The sequence below is a fragment of the Streptomyces sp. NPDC048269 genome (assembly GCF_040652395.1).
Classification (GTDB): Bacteria; Actinomycetota; Actinomycetes; order Streptomycetales; family Streptomycetaceae; genus Streptomyces.
Genome location: NZ_JBEZLW010000073.1, coordinates 1 through 18,722 on the forward strand (window position 1 = coordinate 1; position 18,722 = coordinate 18,722).

14 protein-coding genes and 2 pseudogenes are annotated in these 18,722 nt (G+C 69.4%); 6 read left to right on the top strand and 10 right to left on the bottom strand.

Annotated elements, in window-relative coordinates:
- Positions 1 to 705: 705 nt before the first annotated feature.
- The 4 genes from AB0D48_RS35515 to AB0D48_RS35530 form a co-directional block, all read right to left on the bottom strand.
- Positions 706 to 2,199, bottom strand: a complete 1,494-nt coding sequence (locus AB0D48_RS35515) for a pentapeptide repeat-containing protein (protein WP_362406844.1) — start codon at positions 2,197 to 2,199, stop codon at positions 706 to 708.
- Positions 2,200 to 2,425: 226 nt separating this feature from the next.
- Complete coding sequence (locus tag AB0D48_RS35520) at positions 2,426 to 2,932, bottom strand: DUF4232 domain-containing protein (RefSeq protein WP_362406847.1); 507 nt, start codon at positions 2,930 to 2,932, stop codon at positions 2,426 to 2,428.
- 558 nt (positions 2,933 to 3,490) lie between these two features.
- Positions 3,491 to 4,402 carry a YihY/virulence factor BrkB family protein gene (locus tag AB0D48_RS35525; RefSeq protein WP_362406850.1) on the bottom strand — a complete coding sequence of 304 codons (912 nt, stop codon included), beginning with the start codon at positions 4,400 to 4,402 and terminating at the stop codon, positions 3,491 to 3,493.
- Positions 4,403 to 4,500: 98 nt separating this feature from the next.
- Positions 4,501 to 5,865 carry an NAD(P)/FAD-dependent oxidoreductase gene (locus AB0D48_RS35530; protein ID WP_362406853.1) on the bottom strand — a complete coding sequence of 455 codons (1,365 nt, stop codon included), beginning with the start codon at positions 5,863 to 5,865 and terminating at the stop codon, positions 4,501 to 4,503.
- 477 nt (positions 5,866 to 6,342) lie between these two features.
- Here AB0D48_RS35530 and AB0D48_RS35535 point away from each other — a divergent pair, with 477 nt between their 5' ends.
- Complete coding sequence (locus AB0D48_RS35535; RefSeq protein WP_362406856.1) at positions 6,343 to 6,540, top strand: hypothetical protein; 198 nt, start codon at positions 6,343 to 6,345, stop codon at positions 6,538 to 6,540.
- A pseudogene (locus AB0D48_RS35540) lies at positions 6,521 to 7,617 on the top strand (barstar family protein). Before AB0D48_RS35535 ends, AB0D48_RS35540 begins: the two are co-directional and overlap by 20 nt.
- A gap of 1,033 nt (positions 7,618 to 8,650) precedes the next feature.
- Here the strand turns inward: AB0D48_RS35540 and AB0D48_RS35545 are convergent.
- On the bottom strand, positions 8,651 to 9,373 hold the full coding sequence (locus AB0D48_RS35545) for a VOC family protein (RefSeq protein ID WP_362406883.1): 723 nt from the start codon (positions 9,371 to 9,373) through the stop codon (positions 8,651 to 8,653).
- Positions 9,374 to 9,768: 395 nt separating this feature from the next.
- Between AB0D48_RS35545 and AB0D48_RS35550 the strand changes: the two genes are divergently transcribed.
- Both AB0D48_RS35550 and AB0D48_RS35555 read left to right on the top strand, forming a co-directional pair.
- Entirely contained in the window at positions 9,769 to 10,110 is a 342-nt protein-coding gene (locus AB0D48_RS35550; protein WP_362406859.1) for a hypothetical protein, read from the top strand.
- A 232-nt stretch (positions 10,111 to 10,342) separates the two neighbouring features.
- Entirely contained in the window at positions 10,343 to 12,376 is a 2,034-nt protein-coding gene (locus AB0D48_RS35555) for a hypothetical protein (protein ID WP_362406862.1), read from the top strand.
- Positions 12,377 to 12,722: 346 nt separating this feature from the next.
- Here the strand turns inward: AB0D48_RS35555 and AB0D48_RS35560 are convergent, their stop codons facing one another.
- From AB0D48_RS35560 to AB0D48_RS35575, 4 genes are all read right to left on the bottom strand, one after another.
- The gene (locus AB0D48_RS35560) at positions 12,723 to 13,070 is read right to left on the bottom strand and encodes an ASCH domain-containing protein (RefSeq protein WP_362406865.1); all 348 of its coding nucleotides are present in this window, start codon (positions 13,068 to 13,070) and stop codon (positions 12,723 to 12,725) included.
- A gap of 80 nt (positions 13,071 to 13,150) precedes the next feature.
- The gene (locus AB0D48_RS35565; protein ID WP_362406868.1) at positions 13,151 to 14,284 is read right to left on the bottom strand and encodes an ABC transporter substrate-binding protein; all 1,134 of its coding nucleotides are present in this window, start codon (positions 14,282 to 14,284) and stop codon (positions 13,151 to 13,153) included.
- A gap of 1,266 nt (positions 14,285 to 15,550) precedes the next feature.
- Positions 15,551 to 17,449, bottom strand: coding sequence for a caspase family protein (locus AB0D48_RS35570; RefSeq protein WP_362406871.1), 1,899 nt, complete (start codon positions 17,447 to 17,449; stop codon positions 15,551 to 15,553).
- Positions 17,446 to 17,817: a hypothetical protein gene (locus tag AB0D48_RS35575; protein ID WP_362406874.1), complete on the bottom strand. Its 372-nt coding sequence runs from the start codon at positions 17,815 to 17,817 to the stop codon at positions 17,446 to 17,448. The genes AB0D48_RS35570 and AB0D48_RS35575 overlap by 4 nt, the downstream gene beginning before the upstream one ends.
- 29 nt (positions 17,818 to 17,846) lie before the next feature.
- On the opposite strand from AB0D48_RS35575, the pseudogene AB0D48_RS35580 reads away from it, so the two are divergent.
- A pseudogene (locus tag AB0D48_RS35580) lies at positions 17,847 to 18,101 on the top strand (hypothetical protein); the annotation flags it as partial.
- A gap of 150 nt (positions 18,102 to 18,251) precedes the next feature.
- Positions 18,252 to 18,416, top strand: coding sequence for a hypothetical protein (locus tag AB0D48_RS35585; RefSeq protein WP_362406877.1), 165 nt, complete (start codon positions 18,252 to 18,254; stop codon positions 18,414 to 18,416).
- Between the two features lie 20 nt (positions 18,417 to 18,436).
- Here the strand turns inward: AB0D48_RS35585 and AB0D48_RS35590 are convergent.
- A partial coding sequence (locus AB0D48_RS35590) for an integrase core domain-containing protein (protein WP_362406880.1) occupies positions 18,437 to 18,722 on the bottom strand: 286 nt, incomplete at its 5' end.

The following is an 18,722-nucleotide window of genomic DNA, read 5'->3' on the forward strand; positions in this document are numbered from 1 at the left end:
TGTTGCCATCCCGCCTCCCCTGCTGGTTGGAAGCGACACCGCTTCCAACCAGCACAACGAGCAACCCGGTGAACCTATGCGGTCACAGCACTAGGACACGCCAGGACCCGTTCCCCTGCACCCTTTGAGCGGCCGCGGCGGTGGCCCGCATCCGGCCGGCACGGCGAGCGGGGTGCAGTGCGTCGCCGGTGCTCGATGCCCGGCATGCCACCCGACCGGGCCTTCAGGCACGGCCGCTCATGATGGATCCCGGTGCCTTGTTCGCCGGCGAACTCCGCGGCCGGCGCGGACAACCCGGCAAGCCCCCGACGACGGCACCTCGGTTGTCGCCCCCGGGCCCTGGACTCCGTCGGCAGCAGCCCGAGCACCAGCCGCCAGGCCGCCCGGGCAAATCCCCGGCGGTGTGGAGCGGCTCGCTTCTGAAGCCCGTCGGCTCGTTTCCGGTGCGGGTGCACCCCCCCACGCGCACCGCCGGTCAGCCGCTACCGCGCCAGGGCGATGCGGCGGCTGCTGGACCGGTTCGCCCCGCTGCTGCCGACGAGCACCCAGGCGCCGCGGAGCCCGTCTATCCGTACACAGCCGGGGGGCCCAGGTCGTACGCCGGACGACACCCCCGCAAGTGCGCACCGGGACGGCACCGTGTGCCCGTCAGCGCCACCGACGCAGTGTTCGCCAACCAGGTGTCCTTCAGGCCTGATTGCGCCTTCAGCCTCGTTTGACACGCCCCCGGACGGCCAGGATGGCCAGGGCGAGCAGCACCGGTTCGACGGCGCGGGAAAACATTTCGATGTAGGTGCCCCATGTGGTGAGGTTCTGGCCGCTGGAACGGAAGACGACCGAGTTGGCCAGGACTTGCAGGGCCTGGTCGAAGCGCTTCGCGGTGAAGCGGGTGCCGGGCGGGGAAGTGAGGCGGGGGTCTGTCTTGTCGATGACGAGGGACTCCTTGCCTGCGATCGTGACGTGTTTGATCTCCTGCTTGGGTGTCTGGTCGGGCAACCCGAGGCCCATCAGGAGCAGGAGGGTCACGGTCATGGCCCCGAAGAGGCAGGCCAGTGCTCGGGAGGCTCGCATCCCGTAGCCGGACACACCCCAGTAGACGGCGAGCAGGACGCGCTCGGAGCGCGGGCGGAGGCGGTCGTGGCGGCGCATTTCCATTTCCCCGTAATAGAAGTCCGCCGCGTCGGGTTCGTTCTTGGCGTCTTCGAAGGATTTGCGCAGGTGCCGGTAGATCGGTGCCAGGGCGTGCAGGGTCAGAACTGGGGTGCCTTCGGCAGGTGGGGTCCAGCCGGGGAGGCCATGCGCGGCACGCCAGTAGTGCTCCTCGGCGAGAGTACGTCGGGTGGTCCACCGGATCAGCCGTCCTCTGTGGGGGTGCACTCCAGAGGGTGCGGGCGCGAATGTGCAGTGTCCTTCCAGGCGGAGCTGGTCGAGGTGGACGGTCGCGCTGAAGACGCAGTGGGTGAGGTCGGCGTCGATGAGTACGAGGTGGGAAGCGTCGAGGCCGCTCAACGAAGTGACCTGGAGGCTTTCGGGCCGAGCGGGAAGCAGAGTCTCCGACAATGGCATCGCTCGCTGGCGGCCTACGAACGGCCTGGGGTGGAAGGCGACCGTCAGGGGACCGCCGGTGACGGCATCGGTCAGGTCGAGGGTGGCGTGGCGAAGACGCAGTGTCGCCGAGGACACCCAACGGGTCTGCCGGCAGACCACGGCCGCCGCGACGACTTCCACCACGACGGGAGTGAGGAAGGATGCCCTGGACAGGTGTACCTCTTTGGCGCAGGCCATCGGGCCGAACTGGATGTCCGCGTCGAAGGTCGCGAAGTCGAAGCGCACGTCCTCGTGGAAGGTTGCCCCGTCGAACCAGGCGCCTCCGCTGAACGTCGTCCCAGCGAACCAGGCTTCGTCGCGGAAGGTGCAGCGGGCGAACCAGCCGCGGCCGCGAAAGGTGGAGTCGTCGAACCAGGCAGGTCCGCCGAAGTCCGTGTCACTGAACATCGCCACACTGTTGAACGACGCCTCGGCGAACCACGCCCTGTCCTTGAATTCCGCATCGCCGAAGCGTGCCTCGCCCTCGAAAACGGTCTTGTCGAAGCGGGCGGCTCCAGCGAAGACCGCCTTGTCGAAGGAGGCGGCAGCCGCGAAAGTGGCTCCGTCGAACAGCACGGCCCCGAAGCAGGGCCGACCGTGCTCGTCGCGCACGGCTTCCGTCAGGGACCGCAGAAGCTCTTCCGAAATGAGCGTGCCTCGAAGATCGACGTCCGAACCAGGGCCAAGACCGCTGAGGTAACCCGCCTGCACCTGCCGGCTCCCGTGCCGGAGGCAGTTGTCGCCACCGGTCACACGGATGCCGAGGCATCCCAGGGAATCGATGTCCGTGGCTCCGAACCCGCAATGGTCCCAAGTGGGTTGTGAAAACATGCTGAGATCAGATCATCCCCCCGGCCCACTCCCCAACCCGCCCCACGCCCACCGCCCCCGATCGGGGAAGGCCGCCGGTGAGCCGCCTGGTCATGGCATAGCCGGAGACAGCCGTCCAGTAGGTGACGCGAACACCGTCGTCCGCCCACAACTTGTCGACGCCGGGCAAGTCGACCTTGATCGGCTTGCTCGCATCGTCGCCGAGCTCGGAGCCCTGGAGTCTGCGGGTGATGGTGTGCGCCTCGTACTCGTCCATGTGGCCACCGCTGACGAGCAGCGCGGTGTGGGCCGCCCTGCCCGGAGCGCGGGTGGCGAGCGCCTTCGGGTCACTGTCCTTGATCACGGTGACCGGAGCCTGGGTATCGGCACCGAGTTGCACGGAGGGGCAGTGGTAGACGGTGCACGTCGTGCCGCCGGTGTTGGTGACGGTGACGGTGAGGAGGAGGTGCCTGACGGGCGCGCCTGGCGGAGAAGGAGAGGTCGGCTTCGGCGCAGGCGGCGCTGGCGCTGTCACTGCTGCCGCCGCCACCGCCACCGCCCCTGCCACTGCCACTGCCACTGCCACTGCCGCCGGTCTTGCTCGGACCGCTGCTCGGACTCGCCGAACCCGACTCACCCGGCTTCGCCGAACCCGTTGTCGGCTGCCCCGTGGGCCCGTGATCGTCCGGGCCGCCGGCGGCCCTCGACTCGCACGCCGTGGACGCGAGCAGCGCGGCGACCGCTGCCGCCCCGAGGACGTAGGCCTTCCAGCTCCTGTGGCCCTTGCGGGCAGCGGTATTCATTGGTGTTCCCCCGTTGTTGCCGATCAGGTCGACCGTTCCTGGAACAGGGTCATGCCCGAGCCAGGTTCATCTTCCTGTCACCCAGATCGATCGATGTGGTGCCCAGAAAGTACCGACAGACCATCCGCGCGTGCGGCCACCCGCTGGCGTATCTGCCCCGCCCACCGTGGGTGTACGACGGTTTACACCCACGGGTGTACACGCCCTCCGGGCAGCCGCACGACGCACGACAACCTCGATGAGCCAGAGCGACCAGCTCCGGCCGCGCGCCCGTCGACGGGTTGAGCCCGCTACCTCTCGCGTTCCGGCAATCCGGCTGCCGGCTCCGTCACCGCCCGCCCGGCGAGCACTGCGTTGAACTGCGCTCCCGTGAGCAGGGCGAGGTTGGTGAACCACAGCCACACGAGGAACATGACGATTCCGGCCAGTGAACCGTAGAGCCGGCTGTAGGTTCCGGACTCGGTGTACAGCGTGAAGAGCCCGGAGGCCCCGAGCCACAGCAGTGCCGCCAGCACGCCGCCCGGCAGGCCCCGGCGCGTTCCGCGGGCCTGGCGGGGTCCGGTCCGGTAGAGGATGAGGATCAGGGACGTGACGATCAGCAGGAGCACCGGCCACCGCAGGAGGGTCATCGTGCCGCTGCCCGCGTAGCCGGCGGCCGCCGCGAGCCGCCGGACCACGGGGCCGGTCGCGACGAGGCTCGCGGCGCCCGTCACCAGCAGGGCGAGCAGCGCGCCGGCGGTGAGGACGAGGACGTGTGCCGCTCGCAGGGGCGGTCGCGTGTCCGGCAGCCGGTGCATCGTGTGCAGGGCACGGCGGAAGACCGCCAGGTAGCTGGAGGCCGACCACAGTGCGCTCAGGATGCCGCTGCAGAGCAGGACCCACAGGGAGGACGGCTGCGTGGTGAGGCCGTTCAATGCCTCCCGGAGCACCTGGGCGGACTGGGGAGGGGCGTAGGAGGTGAGGTCGAGGATCAGGCGCTCCCGGGTACCGGATCCGGCGAGTCCCACCAGGGAAACGGAGACGAGGAGGGCGGGCACCAGTGCGAGGACCGCGTAGTAGGTGAGCGCCGCGGCGTAGTCCGCCACGTTGTCGTCCCAGAGCCGAACCGCGGTGCCGCGCAGGGCCGTCCGAGCCCGTTTCACGGAGGCGAGGAAGCGGTTCCCGGAGGTGCTCCGGGGCGTGCGGAGAGTGTTCGATGCCACGACGTGCTCCTGCCCTGCGTGACCGCTCTCATCCCCCGAACCCGGGGCCGGCCCGGCGGCTCTCGCGGGGGAGCGATCCGCCGCTCCCCCGCGGTTCCTCAGCCGGAGGCGCGCAGCGCCGCCGTGTGGGCCCTCACCTGATCCGCGGTCAGATAGGTATCGGTGTACTCGAACTCCCGCAGCGTCGGCGGCTTGGAGGACCGGAACCCGGTGCGGACGAAGTCGTCCCCGGCCACCGCGTTGAGCAGCCAGTTGGTCAGGACGCGCGTCTTGGCGACGTTGGTGCGCAGCGCCGACCAGTGGTACCCGCGGGCCACGGCCTGGGCCGGGAGCCCACGCAGTGGGATGCCCAGCGGCTTGGACACGGCGTCGGTGCCCCCCAGGTCGACGACGAGCCCCAGGTCCTTGTGCCGGTACGGCCGAAGAGGCTGGTGGCGCAGCGTCGCGATCAGGTTGTCCGCGAGCACCCGCCCCTGTCGCAAGGCGTGCTGCGCCGTGGGAGGGCAGATCGCGCCCTCCTCCCGCGCAGCGAGGTCGGGCACGGCCGCCGCGTCTCCCAGTGCGAACACCCCGGCCGCACCGGGCACGGTCATCTCCGGGGTCACCAGGAGCCGGCCGCGGACGGTTTCGGCGTCGAGCGTGCCGATCAGCGGGCTCGCGGCCACTCCGGCCGTCCAGATGAGGGTCCTGCTGGGCAGCACCCGGCCGTCGGTCAGCGTCACCTCCGTGGGGCCCGCCTTGGCGACGCTGACGCCGAGGGAGACCTGGATGCCGCGGCGGCGCATGACGTCCAGGGCCACCTGTCCCAGGGAGTCGCCGAGTTCGGGCATCAGCTTCGGGGCGAGGTCGAGGAGGTGCCAGGTGATCTGGCCGGGGTCCAGCCGGGGGTAGCGCTTCACAGCGTGGTGGGTGAGCCGCTGGAGGCAGGCCGCCGTCTCCGTGCCGGCGTACCCGCCGCCGACCACGACGAAGGTGAGCCGGGCGGCCCGCTCGGCCTCGTCCTCGCTGGCGTCGGCCAGGTCGAGCTGTGCGATGACGTGGTCGCGCAGGTACGTGGCTTCGGCGAGCGTCTTCATGCCGCGGGCGTGCTCGGTGAGTCCGGGGATGTCGAAGGTGCGGGTGATGCTGCCGGGAGCCAGCACCAGGTGGTCGTACGCGTGTTCCGTCAGCTCGCCGGTGATCTTGCGTACGATGCATATCTTCGCCTTGGTGTCGACGCCGACGGCGCCGCCGGGGATGATCCGGGTCCGGTAGCGGCTGCTGCGGCGCAGCGAGACGGCGATGGACTGCGGGGTCAGTACGCCGGAGGCCACTTGCGGCAGCAGCGGCAGGTACAGCTGGTAGGAGTTCGGTGTGGCCAGGGCGATGTCCGCCTCCGCGGGCGACAGCCTGCGCTCCAGCCGGCGGATGCACTCCACCCCGGCGAATCCGGCTCCCACCACGAGAATCCTCGGTCGTGCCACGGTGTCCGTCCTTTCTCGGGCCTGCCAGGTCCACCCGCATCTGCCCCGCCCGGCGCCGGTCTGCACGTGGAAGCGCCCGACGGCCGTGCGGGAGGAACGTTTCGGCGTCCGCGGCCGGGGGTGACCGCAAATTTCGGGGTTTCGATGGCGGCCCGGCGGAAACACGCGAAGAGGTCGAAAAGGTCGACGAGGTACCGATCGCGAGGAGACGAATCGCCATGGGGACCATGATCCTGCTGATCGCACCGATGCTGCTGGCTCTGCTGCTGGTCACCCGCCGGGACGGCCACCGCCCCCGGCACCGGGCCGGCCGCACATGATGTTCGACCCTGAAAATCGAGGGTGAGGCAGGCCGTGTCGGTTCGGGCAGTGGGTTGGGCTGGGCCAGGTCGTTTCCGGTCCACCTCGGAGTGCGTGAGGCCCGTAGATGGTGTCTGGGGTGTCCGGCACGTCTGAAGAACCGGACGCGGACCGAGGGTGCCCGCCGACACGGTCCACTCCATCCTGCTCACGGTGACCGAACTGGTCATGGTGACCGCACTGGACATGGTGTCCGAACTGGTCACCAGCGCACGCGTGCACGCCCTCAGCAGTGCCCAGAACACTCTCGCCCGACTGCGGGAAATCGGTTTCGCCGTCTTCCCCTGGCCCGGGCATGATTCCTGCCGTGTGTGAGAACGAGGACCATCACGGGCGAACGCGGTACACGCTGACCGTACGGAGCGCGGCCACAGCTGGGGCGTCTGCGCCGAGGTGGAGGGGCTGTTCGGGGAACCCTGGCGCGAGACGTACGAGCTGTTCGGCTGGGTTCCGGAAGGAGCCGAGGTGCGCGGCTGGGTCGGACGCAGGATGTGGTTGGTGCCGGAGGACGGCATGCTCGGTGCCTGGCTTCTGGAGGATGCCGAGAGCCTCGGTCCGCACCCCCGCACGGACGGTCTTGTCCTCACCGGCCTGGACGACTACGAGGGGCCGCCCGAGGGCTACCGCGGCCCCGTCCGGTTGCACGACGGCCAGCGGTGGCTGGGCGCCTGCCGGGAATTCACCCGCGTCCTGCCCCCCGAGCCAGTGGACTCCCCGCTCGTCCTGCGAGGGCTAGCCCCAGGTGATGAGCTGTGGCGGGCACTGATGACGGCCACCCGGCGGACGCTGGACCTGGGGGAAGCGTCCTTGGAGATACGGGACGACCGAGGCGAGCCGTTCGCCGAACTGCCGCTGTGGGCCACCGTCAACGCCTGGGCCCCGTCCGCACGCGGCGCTGGTCTGATCGACTTGGAACTGGAAGGCAAACTCTCCACACTCGTTCCGGGGCAAGCCCGACCGCTGTGGGAGCGTTGGCTCCCCGGACCGCCGCGGACGCCCGGTGCCTGGGTCGACCTCGACACCCGACAGCGCTGGGCCTGGCTGGACCACGTCCGGGAGAGAGCCTGCCTGCGCACGCCCCATGACTCCCCGTCCGGCCGTGCGTACGAACTCGACGGCCGGTACATCGTGGACGTCCCGGGTCTCTACCTGGCACTCGGCGAGGCGGTCAACGGGCCGGGCGGCTACTTCGGCGCCAACCTGGATGCCCTGGCCGACTGTCTGGGCGGCACCTTCGGCTACACCGCCCCCGCAACCCTCCTCTGGCGGGACGCCGCCACCGCGCGCGAGTATCTGTCCCGTGCCCTGACGCCGGACGGACATCCGTACGACCTGTTCACCGAGGTTCTCGCTGTCTTCGCCGGCGGCAGGTTGCACGTCACCCTGGCGTGATCGCCTCGTGCCCCCTTCAGTTGGCGCGTCTCGCCATCCGACGCGCTCCGTCCGTGGCGCGAGCCGGGGTCGCATCGCCGGCTGAGTGCGCTCAGCGGCCGCTCCGCGGCTCGGTCGTAGACCATGGCGATCTCGCCCAGCTCGCCGGTCTCCTGGTGCGTGAGCCTCCGCTTCGAACGTGGCGGTCCGTCGTCGAACATCCGCTGCCCACCCCGCCTCCGCAGCGGCGACCCTGCGCAGCGGGGCGGCGCCGCGGCCTCGCCGACGAGGGGCGGCGAGACCGTCCGGGCGGAGGCCGCTCGGCCAACGTCGCAGGCGGGACAGCGCCGGAACACCACCTCGTGGGTGAAACGGGAAGGACGCTCGATCCCGGCTGCATCCAGAGCCTTCGCGACGGCCGGCCACGAGCTGACGTCCGGGCGGTACCCAGTCGACTGGTTACTCACGTCACCGACCACCCACTGCCCGGGCTCCTCCCGGGAGCTCATCTCCCCGGCACCCAGAACAAGGCCACCGCCAGCACACACCAGGTGCTCGCTCCGGCGCGGGGCGAGCCGCAGCGCACCCGCCGGGTCGACGACGAACGTGACGGGCTCAGCCAGCTCCCCCGCTGCGAGAGCCGAAGCCCAGTCGTCGAAATCCTCCGCCGAGTGGATGCTTCGGCCCTCAGCTTCAGGCCGGACAAGGGCCCCCAGATCGGGCGGTCCCACATACCGATAGCTCCGCCCAACCAAGTGCACGCGGGCCAACCTAGCGTCCACCCGAGGCCATCGCCTGGGGAATTACGTGAACGTGCCCCTGGGGACGAGCACGAGCGTTCGCACGAGTCGACGCTGTCGGACGGGCGAGCGGCCGTGGTGGACCGCCGCCAGTAGTACCCGCGGAGCCGCTCCCCGAACAGAGCGGCCGGTGGCGGCCCGCGTCCGTCAGTCCACGCGCGTCCGAACGATGCCTGGCCGTTCCGGGTGAGGTAAAGGTAGCGGGGGCCATACCGGTCATGAGGCGGGACACAGCCCACCCGACAACAGCCCCGCTACCGAGGCCTCTGTACGGAGAACTCATTGCCATCGGGGTCGAGCATCAATGTCCCGCCACCGTCGCCCTCGCCGGTGTCGGCACGCGTCGCGCCGAGCGAGATCAGGCGGTCGACCTCCGCCTCCCAGTCGGCGCCGGCGGGGAGCGCCAGCTCGAAGTACAGCCTGTTCGTGCCCGTTTTCGGTGCCACCGGAGGACCACCCCACGTGATCTTCGTACCGCCGTTCGGCGATTGGATCGCGGTCTCCTGATCCTGGTCCCATACCAGCGGCCACCGCAGCGCCTCGCTCCAGAAGTAGCCGACCTCCTGCGTACCGTCGCAGGCCAGTGCTCCGATGAAGCCGGTGTCGGCGAGGAACTTGTTGCCCGACTCGATGACGCAGAACTCATTGCCATCCGGATCGGCGAGCACCACGTGTCCCTCTTCCGGAAGTTGGCCCACGTCGATGTGTTTCCCGCCGAGCTCCAGCGCCCTGGCCACCGTCTGCTGCTGATCCTCCGGGGAGGTGCTCGTCAGGTCGAAGTGCTCCCGGTTCTGACCGGACTTCGGCTCCTGGCTCGGCAGGAAACGGATGCGGAACCTGGCGGTATCAGGGGGCAGGATCGCGACGTCGTCGTCCGGACCGTCGGCCAACTCCCAGCCCAGGACCCCGGACCAGAAGCGCGCGAGGCCCGACGGCCGGGTCGCATTGAAACAGATCGCGAACAGTTGACTGGTCATACCCGGTGCATCTCCGATCCACTGACGGTCGATACGGCGCCTCGCCCGCACCACGAGCGCAGCCTAGGGGTGGCCGTGCGGGACCCGCATGCGAGTTTCCCTCACGGGAGAGCCCGATCCCCTACCAGATGACGATCACCCCCGGCGGCAGCAACCGGCTGCGCCGCAGCCAGCCCACCGCCTGGTGGAACGGGGTCCTCGTCCCAGAACATGGGCCTGGCCAGCCGGGAACACATCGCCGACAAGAATGGGGGCGAGCAGCGCATCCGCATCGTCCGACCACAACCCGATGGGTACTGATGGCTACGTCACCCTCCCCCGCCACGTTCGACAGCACCGCACGGAAGCGTGCCGTCACGCCAGGCACGGTGATGGCGGCACTGCTGGTGCCTCTCATGACCGTAGGCGGTGTCGCCGGTTCCCTACACACGGAGGACATCCAGAGCGGGTGGGCCGAGCGGCAGCGTGAAGTCTGCCGCCACATGCCCTTCCCGACGACGGAGTACGTCGCCGCGTGGGCGGGGCTGATCCTCGGCGTGACGGCAGTGGTCGTGTGCGTACTGCTCGCGAAGCGGATCCGCGGGCGGTACGGCATCCGGCTCGGGGAGACCTGGCTGGGGCTGATCGCCTATGTAGGCGTGTGGTTCAACGCCCTGACGATCCCGATGGAACTGATCCAGCTGTACGCCGTGTACTCGGTGGCAGGGTCGGGGATCGCCCTCGGCGACTGCGGGTAGCGCCCCGGCCGCGTCCGGGCTTCCCGCCGATGCGGGCGCCGGAGGCGTCTTCCCACTGGTCCGGGTGGCAGCCCGCATCTCACGGAGGAGGTCGTCGGCTCGGGCCGCCGCGTTCCATTCGGGTAGTCGGAAAGTCGTCTTGGCGGTGAGCCCGCCCCGGTGCGTCCGGGCTGAGCCATGCCTCATGAGACATCAGCGAATTCGGGCGACATGATGGCGGATTTCCTGGACGATGACGGCCGATGGCGGGCAGGACGACGTGGTGGTGAACGGGATGACGCGGGCGGGAATGTCGCTGGAGGCACTGGACTCCGTGGCGTGGGACGAGCTGGAGACGGCACATCCGCACGATCCGGTCGAGGACGTACCGCGGACGCTCCGCCTGCTCGCATTGGCCGGGGCGGGGGCGACAGAGGAGAACTGCGATCCGCTCTACTCCCTCGTCACGAGGAACGAGGGGCGGACGCCGTCCGCAGCGGCAGCGGCCCTGCCGTTCGTCATCGCGCTCGCCGCCGACCCGGCCATGGGCGCGCGGGTCCCCCTCGTCGAACTGCTGGTGGCCATGCGGGCACCGGCCCTGACAGACGAGGACTGGACGGGAGCGTGGGCCCTGCTCGCGGATCCGGAGCCGGCAGTGCGGCGGGCGGCGATACCGCTGGCAGCCGGGATCGTACGCCTGCTGGAGCGATGGCAGGTGGAGAGGGACCCGACGGTACGGCTCCCGCTTCTCCTTGCCCTCGGTGAGGCGGCGTCCGGGGAAACCGGGACGGGCAGGATCAGCGACGCTGTCGACGACGCGCGGGCGGTGCTCGCGGACGTGCTGGCCGGTGACGATCCGGTGCTGTGGGTCGCGGCCGTGCACGCTTCGGCGGGACTCGACCGGGGGCTGCCGGTCCGGCAGATGGACCGGCTGATCGAGGTGTTCTCCGATCTTGCGCTGCGACCACGGTTCGAAGAGGTCTGGTACACCCCGGACGTCGACGGTCCCTGGACCCGCGAGGACCTGGTCCGCTCGACGGCCTGGCTGCTCGCGCACGACCCCTGTGCTGAACTCTCCTTCTGCGTCCGGCTGGTCGAGACGGCTCGCCGCACCGGGGACACCGCGCTGTGCCGGGAAGCCATGGACGTGGCATGGCGGCTCCTCACCGAGCGGCGTTCCGTGGAAGCCGCCTTGCTGCCGCTGGCGGGCGCGCTGCTGACCGATCCGGACGGCGCCGTCCGGCTGCGGGCGGCCAACATGCTCGCGGTACTGGGCCCGGCGGCGGCCCCGTACGCCGACCGGCTCGCCGAAATGCTCAACGACGACGGGGCCGATGAGTACCTCGACGGAACGGTCGGCGAAATCGCCCGCTGGGCCCTGGCCTCCATCGGTGACCTGCGCGCCCTGCCGGGCCTGATCGAGCAACTCCGCGCGCAAGCGGAAGAGCCGGGCCGCGGGTACGGCATCGGTGAACCAAGGCGGCCGGAGATCAAGGACGTGCTGGTCCCGCTACGGCGGCACGCGGACGTCCTGCTGCCCGCGGTGCGGGAGGCGATCCGGCAGGGCGGCGCCCGAGGTAGTGCGACCCGCGATTTCCTAGAGGTACTGGAAGCCTGGGGCGAGGACGCTTTGCCGGCGCTGCCCGATCTCCTGCCACTGCTGGCGGACACCTGGACCGCGCTCCATGTGGTCGGAATTCTGGCGGCGATGGGCCCGGCCGCTGCCTCAGCCCGAGCGGCCCTGCAAAACTGCCAGGTGCTGGACTACCCGGGCAACCACCGGGCGGTCGCCGTCGCCGCCGTGCACATCGACGAAGACCGCGCGGCAGCGCTCCGCTTCTTCGGCGACGCCGTCCTGGCTGCCGAACAGCCCGGATACGGGCCGATCGATGCCCTGGCCGCGTTCGGCCTCGACGCGGCGCCCTATGCGGACCGGGTTCGGTCCGCCATGGAGAACAGCGTGCACTGGCCGCGTCTCAGCTCGGCGATCACGCTCTGGTCGATCACGGGCCAGGCCGACCCGAGCATGCAGGTGCTGGAGGAGTTCGTGCTGCCGATCGCCGACGGCGGTGACGGCTTGGGGGCCTTCCGTGCCGCGCTCCAAACCCTGATCCGAATGGGCGAGATCAGCCCGGCGATCCGGGCCGCGCTGCTGACGGTTCGGCAGTCGGAGCGTCGCCTGTCCGCGGACGGGGGGTACCCGATGGTCCTCTGCGATAGGGAACTGCGCGGCCTGATCGAACGGGCCCTCGCGTGTGCGGGTCCTCACCCCGGCGAGACGTGCTGAACGTCTGGTGTGTCCAGGAAGCCCCGGGTGTCGGAAGCGGTTGCGCGCCGTGTGCTGCTCTGGCTGGCCCATGGGCCATGGGCCATGGGCAGTTTGGCACGGACGCCGGGGTGCCATGGCGTGATCGCCTCGCCGGGGGTCGTCGCGGCCTCGCGTAGCACCTTGAGTGCCGATGTCCTGATCATCAATGCGGGAGTCACCTGCCGGACGAATCCCCGGCCGGGCAGGCCCGCTCCGGGACACCGCATGCGACGATCTCCAGCGCATCCGGGACGACCCGATCGAGGCGCGCGTCGGCCCCTGCGGCAGTTCGCCCTCGCCAACTCCTACCGCTGAGGTCACCCACTCATTTCGCCAACCGGAAGTGCACGATGGCGATGGTGTCGGTCAGCCTGATGTGGGGGTAGTGGAACCGCAGTCTGTCGTGAAGCTCAGCGAGATCGCGGAAACCGTCCGCGCGGGCGTCCGACTCGCTCAACTGGGCAAACCTTTTCGCAGTGACCTGCGTGACGACACCCGGCAGAGCCACCTCGTCGTCCAACTCGAATACCAGGCTCACCGGGCCCGTCTCCACGGGGTCACGGAAACGCACCGTAGTCGTCTTCTCTTCGGCGCGTACTGCATCGAGATAGGCGGGATGGAAGTGCAGGGTCTGAGTCGCCGTTGGGTGCTGCAATGACGTCGTGTCGTCCATGCGGCGCACCCTAGCGGAACGGGCAAGACCCTCCGTGTCACACGATCCGTCGGATGCCGCGGCCCGGTGAACGTTTCCCGTCACAGCACCTCCATGCGGTCGCAGCCAGTGTGAAGGATCCGGAAGCGATCGGGTTCCGCCGGATCTCGATCAACGACTTGAATTGGTGTCCAAGCCCACTGCCACACGCTGATGCCTGGCGTGCGGGAGAACTCGATCTGCCCGCGGGTGCCTTCGACTGCAACACTCGGCCACGATTCGGCGGTCCGCGCCCGGTCCGCGCCGTGAGAACGCAGCACATCGGCGAGGACGGCGATCGTGTCGTAGCCCTCGAAGGCGACGAAGGAGGGCGCTTCGGCCAGCCGCTCACGAAGGGCCGTCTCGACTCGTGCACCGAGTGGGCTGAGGCGCTCGGGCAGGTAGCGCAAGAACGGGATCGCAGTGCTGTCGTCGCCCAGCGACGTCACCCATTCGGCGAACTCCGGTTGCCCGGCAGGAGCACCAATCATGATCTCGGCAAGGCGCTCGTCGCGGCGGACGGACTTGACGATTGGCACTGCCGGCTCCGGATGGCCGACCAGAAGCAGGAGGGCTGTCGCGCGGTTCTCGACGAGTACGTCACACACGGCCGTGGGGGCGTGCACGCGCATGTCGAGTTCGATGACGGTGCCGCCACGTGGAGCGAGGTACTCCCGCAGAATGCGGGCCCCAGATGCCCAGTAGACACTCGGCTCGGCTACTACGGCGATTCGGCTGTGGCCCGCGCCGAGGAGGAAGTCTGCGTAGATTCGCCAGCCGCGGGACTGCGGCGGGGCGAGGCGCGCGACCCATTCCGTCGGCTCTTCGGTGAGCGCGTCGAGCACCGCTGACGAGCAGAGGAACGGCAGGCCGAGGGCGTCGGCCCTGGCGGCGGCGGCGCGAGCGACGACGCTGTGATACTCCCCCGCCAAGGCGGCGACGCCCAAGCGAGCCAATTCGTCTACGGCCGCCGCGGCCCTCTGTGGATCAGCCGCGGTGTCTCGGACCACCAGCTCAAGTGGTCTTCCGCCGATCCCACCGGCGTCATTGACTTCGCGAACGGCCAGCTCGAGACCGGCGAGCAAATGTTGGCCTGCCTCGACCCAGCCAGGCCGAGTCAGCGGAACGAGGGCCCCGATCTGGACAGATGATCCGTCAGTCCCCTCGGCTCCAGGTGGCGTTGGTGGCGCTTTCATGCGGTGGCGTCTCCCGTGTGACGACTCGGTTGCAGGCGGCCCGGATCGCAGAGTGGCAAGGTCCGGCAGGAGGCGTTCATCTCACCTCTCCGTGGCGGGCGCACCTGGGTGGCCATGCCGCACATTGCATCCACCACCCACGCCAACGGGCAACCGATTATCGGCTCGCTGAGCTGCCAGGCTTCGAGAGACCTTGAAGGGCGGATAGCGGAGGGCGGAGGGCGGAGGGCGGAGGGCGGACCAACAGCGAGCACCGGGCCGGGTGTAGATCGCAAACCAGAAACAACGCCGCGACCGACTCGACCGGGCGCAGTTGCGCTCGCTCGTCGAACTCGGCATCGACTGGGGGCGGTAGGGCCGGCCGGGGGGCGACGGTTCGGCCGAGAAGAGCGGGACCAGGACCACGTCCCGGTTCGCCCGGGCGGAGTCCACCCCCGCCGTACCAGCTGGAGACACCCACCCGGGCAGCACCAGACCCGTGCGTCCCATTACGGCCCACCTACACCACCCCTGCACCCATTTGGGCGAAAACTCGATGAGGCTCTGCCCGACGCGCCCCGAGGCGGGCCATGGTCTGTTGAGAGAAACAGGCTCAAGAGGGGTATGGAACATTGCATTTGAGGCGTATCGGAACGATCTTGGGCGCAGCCGCGTTGGCCATGATGACGATCCCGGCCAACGCTCACGCCGCAGCAGTCGCTTGCGGCGGAGGGACGTCGACCGGTCGGGTAGCCATCAACGGCTGCATCAGTGCACAGCGGGGATCTGTCGGCAGGTTCCCCACTCGAGACATCACGGCGCACATCAAGGCGCGTAACACGGGAACAAAGGGAGTGAATATCTCGTACGAGGCATTCTTCCGTGTTGTCGATGGTGGTCACTGGGAGAAAGTAGGCAGCGGCCGCTCCTACGTTCGGGCCGGCGAAGCCATCGGCCCTGTCGAAGTGGGGAGCACGACCCGAGTGTGCGGCCCCGTGAAGGTCGAGATCCGAGTCCACGCTCGGGCCGACGGCGCTGCCTGGAGCGGCTGGTCTCCCGCCTCCACGAAGCAATGCCAGACCTGAGAACCTGAACGCTCTGACCGACGGGCCGGGGCACACCGAGGGGCGCCCCGGCCCCGGACGCGACCCGCCTCCGCAAGATCGTCGACATCGCCGACATCGCCGCGCACAAGTCCGCCGTCCTCGACGAGATCGGCAAGCCACGCCTGCTCACCGGGGATCTGTGGGCGGGCAACAGCATCCCGGCCGCCCCCGTAGGACGTTGTCAGCGGGCCGCCAACCCGATGGCGCTGCGCCGGCGGTGTGGGGTCTCCAGCTGAACGGAAGCGATTCCCGCCAGCGCGAGCACCTTCCACAGCGTGCCGGTGATGCCCTCGGCGATGTCCATGGCCCGCTGGGGGTCCTTCGCAGCGACCACTGGAGCGACGTCGGCCAGCGCCGCCTCCTCCATCCTGCTGTCGCCGATCATGCGGGTGATCTCCAGCGCATGGTCAAGGCTGGTGGCTGCGACGACTTCAGCGACGGCCGCCAGTGCTTCTGCTCGCCGCGCGCGGTCGGTGATGCCGCAGGCGATGCGCAGGGCTCGATGCGGGTCGGTGGCCGCGAGCGTTCGGGCCACGCCGATAAGAGCAAGGGGATGCGGCCTCTGGCCGACGAGCGGAGCGATGAGGCTCAATGCCCGGTCAGGGTCGATCACCGCCAGGGCCTCCGCGACCGCGGGCACTGCCCACGGACCGCACCGGTCGGGAATGAGGCGCAGGGCCCGGCCCGGATCGGTGACCGCAACCGTGAGCGCGATTCCCGCCAGGGCGACGGTGCGGGGGTACTCATCCGAGATTCCGGCGGCGATCTCCTCTGCCCTGTCAGGCGCGAAGGCAGCAACGGCACGCGCTATCGCACTCAACGAGTCCGCACCCAGACGGCGGGGCCGGGTGTCGTCGAGGATGTAGGTGTCGAGGATGTACGCCCCATTGTCCGGGTGACGCAATCCGTCGGTCCTCGCGATATCGGCCAGCGCCATGGTTCGGTACGGCTCCCAGACGGTCGACAAGATGTCGATGGCGCGGAAGGTATCGGAGGCGGCGACGACCACGGCTATGTCTGCGAGGACGGAGTGTCGGCGATCCGCGTCGGACAGGGTGGCGGCGATACCCAGCGCCTGTTCCTCGGCTATGGCCGCGACCACTGGGGCGACCGCAGCCAGGCAGATGCGTCGCAGCTGCTTGCTGCCGGCCTCGGCCACGTGGCGCAGGGCCTGTTCGACCGCCGGGGCGATACGGTCCTCCGCTGGAGCGGTGGCGGTGGTGGGCAGCCCGGGCCAGGCCGGTGCGATGGCTGCGGGTTTACCCGTGACGGCCCCGTTGACCAGCTTTGGAAGGGCTTCGTGCGCAAGGAGCTGACGAGCCGTGACGACCTGCCGGTTGTGCACCAGCCCCAGCATCTCGGCGGTGTTGGTCCCCCGCTGCTGCGGCACCGGCAGGCCCTCGGCGGTCAGTTGGGCATGGAGGTGCCGGTAGATGTCCGTCAGGGTGAGCATCTGCCCAGCCCTGGGGCTGCCATCCTGCAACAGCCGGAGCAGCCGTTCGGTGAACGCGGTGTGCCGCTCGCCGTCCAGGATCAACGCCGCCCGGTTCGCCGTGGCGGCGGTCAGCGTGAAGGTGCCGGAAACCTCCAGCGCGGTGAGCAGGGACTGCTCCTCACCGGCCAAGGGCTGGCCGATGGCGCGACCGCTGAAACAGCTGTCCAGGATGAGCACGCGGTTGCTTGCGGGGCTGTCCAGGAAGGTCTCACGGACCGCATCGAACGTCAGAGCGGAATATGCCAACTGGTCAGGCCTCGTTCCGGCCAGGCTCAGATACAGCTTCCCGCGCCGGTCGATCAGACCGTGTCCGCTGTAGTAGACCAGCAGGAGGTCGCTAGCCTGCTCGGCAGCAGCCGTCAGAACTTCCCCGATCTGCACCAGGTCAGCGTCCTCGGACACCCTACGGCAGTGCTCCGGCGCGAACCCGCCGAGCGTCGGGTCGGTGAAGGCCCGCGCCAAGTCAGCCACGTTGTTGGCGACTACCGGTACGTCCGCCAGTCGCTCGTCACGGTAGCGCGGCGTGCCGATCAGCACGATCCGCGACCGTCCGGGATCGACGGCCCGGAACGTCGGCCGGATCACGCGTCACCGGCTCGTTCCTGTCCCTCGGAGACGTCGAGCACCTGGCGTAGCAGTGACTCGACATCGTCGACCCGCTGGGCTTCGAGCTCCACGCTCCGCCCGTCCGGCGACGAGACCGAGATCCGCACGTCGGTACCCCGAGGCCGGGTCAGGAACGCGTGCAGCGAACCGGCCAGCACGCTGATCACCCCGCCGCTGCCGATCGCGGTGATCAGCACATCGAACGAAGCCCCAAGTTCGCTGGAACCGGGCTGCGCCGCACGGGGTGAGACACGGCCACGCAGCTCCGGCTCGCCATTCAGCCACTCGTCAAGATCCTGTAGTTCGCGGACCGGATCCCCGCCCTGCACCGAAAGCCACGCTTCCACTGCCCCTCCTCAGTTCTGGACCTCAAGGAGTGTATGACGAAGGGGCATTGGACAGCCGGAATGTGTGCTCCATATCCCGCGGGTCTCCCGGCGAAGCGGCAGCGCTTCTGCTGCTGTTTGTGCTGCTCGCAGGTGCGAACTCGCCGCTGGTCTTCCCGAGGTCGATCGGTGCACTGGAGGCACAACGCCGCGGCGCGGTCGACGGCCGGCCGGTCGTTCTCTGGCGGCCGGGCTGCCAGTACTGCCTCCGACTGCGCTTCCGTGTGAGCCGTAGCGCCCGCCAGGATCGTTTGGAGTCGCGCCGCGGGGGCACCCGCATGGCACGCAGGTCGCGTGCGTGAGCCGAGGAGCCGCCGGCCCTGCCCGTTGTTCGGGTCGTTGGGCGCGGCCGCACCGTCTCGGCGCACGAGGCCCTGCCCGGTGAAAGGACCGACATGAGTGCCAGCGAGAAGGCAAAGGCTCAGATGGAGCAAGTTGCCGGGAAAGCCGTGAGGAAGGCTGCCCATGCGATGGGCAAGGAGGACCTGGCAGTGAAGGGTGCGGCGCTGGAGGCCCGTGGCAAGGCGCGGCACGTCAAGGAGAAGGGCAAGGGGCCTTGACCCCGAATCCTGAACACGGGTTATGCGGCTGGTGCCAGCGTAGTTGGTGTGAGGTGGAGGGCGTTTTCGAAGGCGATGGGTGATCGTTGTCCGAGGCGGGAGTGTCGGCGTCGGGTGTTGTAGCGGTGGAGCCATCGGAAGGCGTCGAGTCGGGCCTCGCACTCGTCTGGCCAGCTCTTTCGTCCCTGCAGGGTTTCGCGTTTGAAGGTCTCGTTGAAGGACTCGGCGAGTGCGTTGTCCGCGCTGGACCCGACCGCGCTCATGCTTCGACGGACCCCTGCTGACCTGCAAGCTTCGGCGAATGCC

Excerpts from the sequence above, each read along its gene's own strand:
- AB0D48_RS35545 (WP_362406883.1), bottom strand. The coding sequence starts at position 9,373 with ATGACCAGTCAACTGTTCGCGATCTGTTTCAATGCGACCCGGCCGTCG.
- AB0D48_RS35550 (WP_362406859.1), top strand. The coding sequence starts at position 9,769 with ATGACCGTAGGCGGTGTCGCCGGTTCCCTACACACGGAGGACATCCAG.
- AB0D48_RS35555 (WP_362406862.1), top strand. The coding sequence starts at position 10,343 with ATGACGGCCGATGGCGGGCAGGACGACGTGGTGGTGAACGGGATGACG.
- AB0D48_RS35560 (WP_362406865.1), bottom strand. The coding sequence starts at position 13,070 with ATGGACGACACGACGTCATTGCAGCACCCAACGGCGACTCAGACCCTG.
- AB0D48_RS35565 (WP_362406868.1), bottom strand. The coding sequence starts at position 14,284 with ATGAAAGCGCCACCAACGCCACCTGGAGCCGAGGGGACTGACGGATCA.
- AB0D48_RS35585 (WP_362406877.1), top strand. The coding sequence starts at position 18,252 with ATGAGTGCCAGCGAGAAGGCAAAGGCTCAGATGGAGCAAGTTGCCGGG.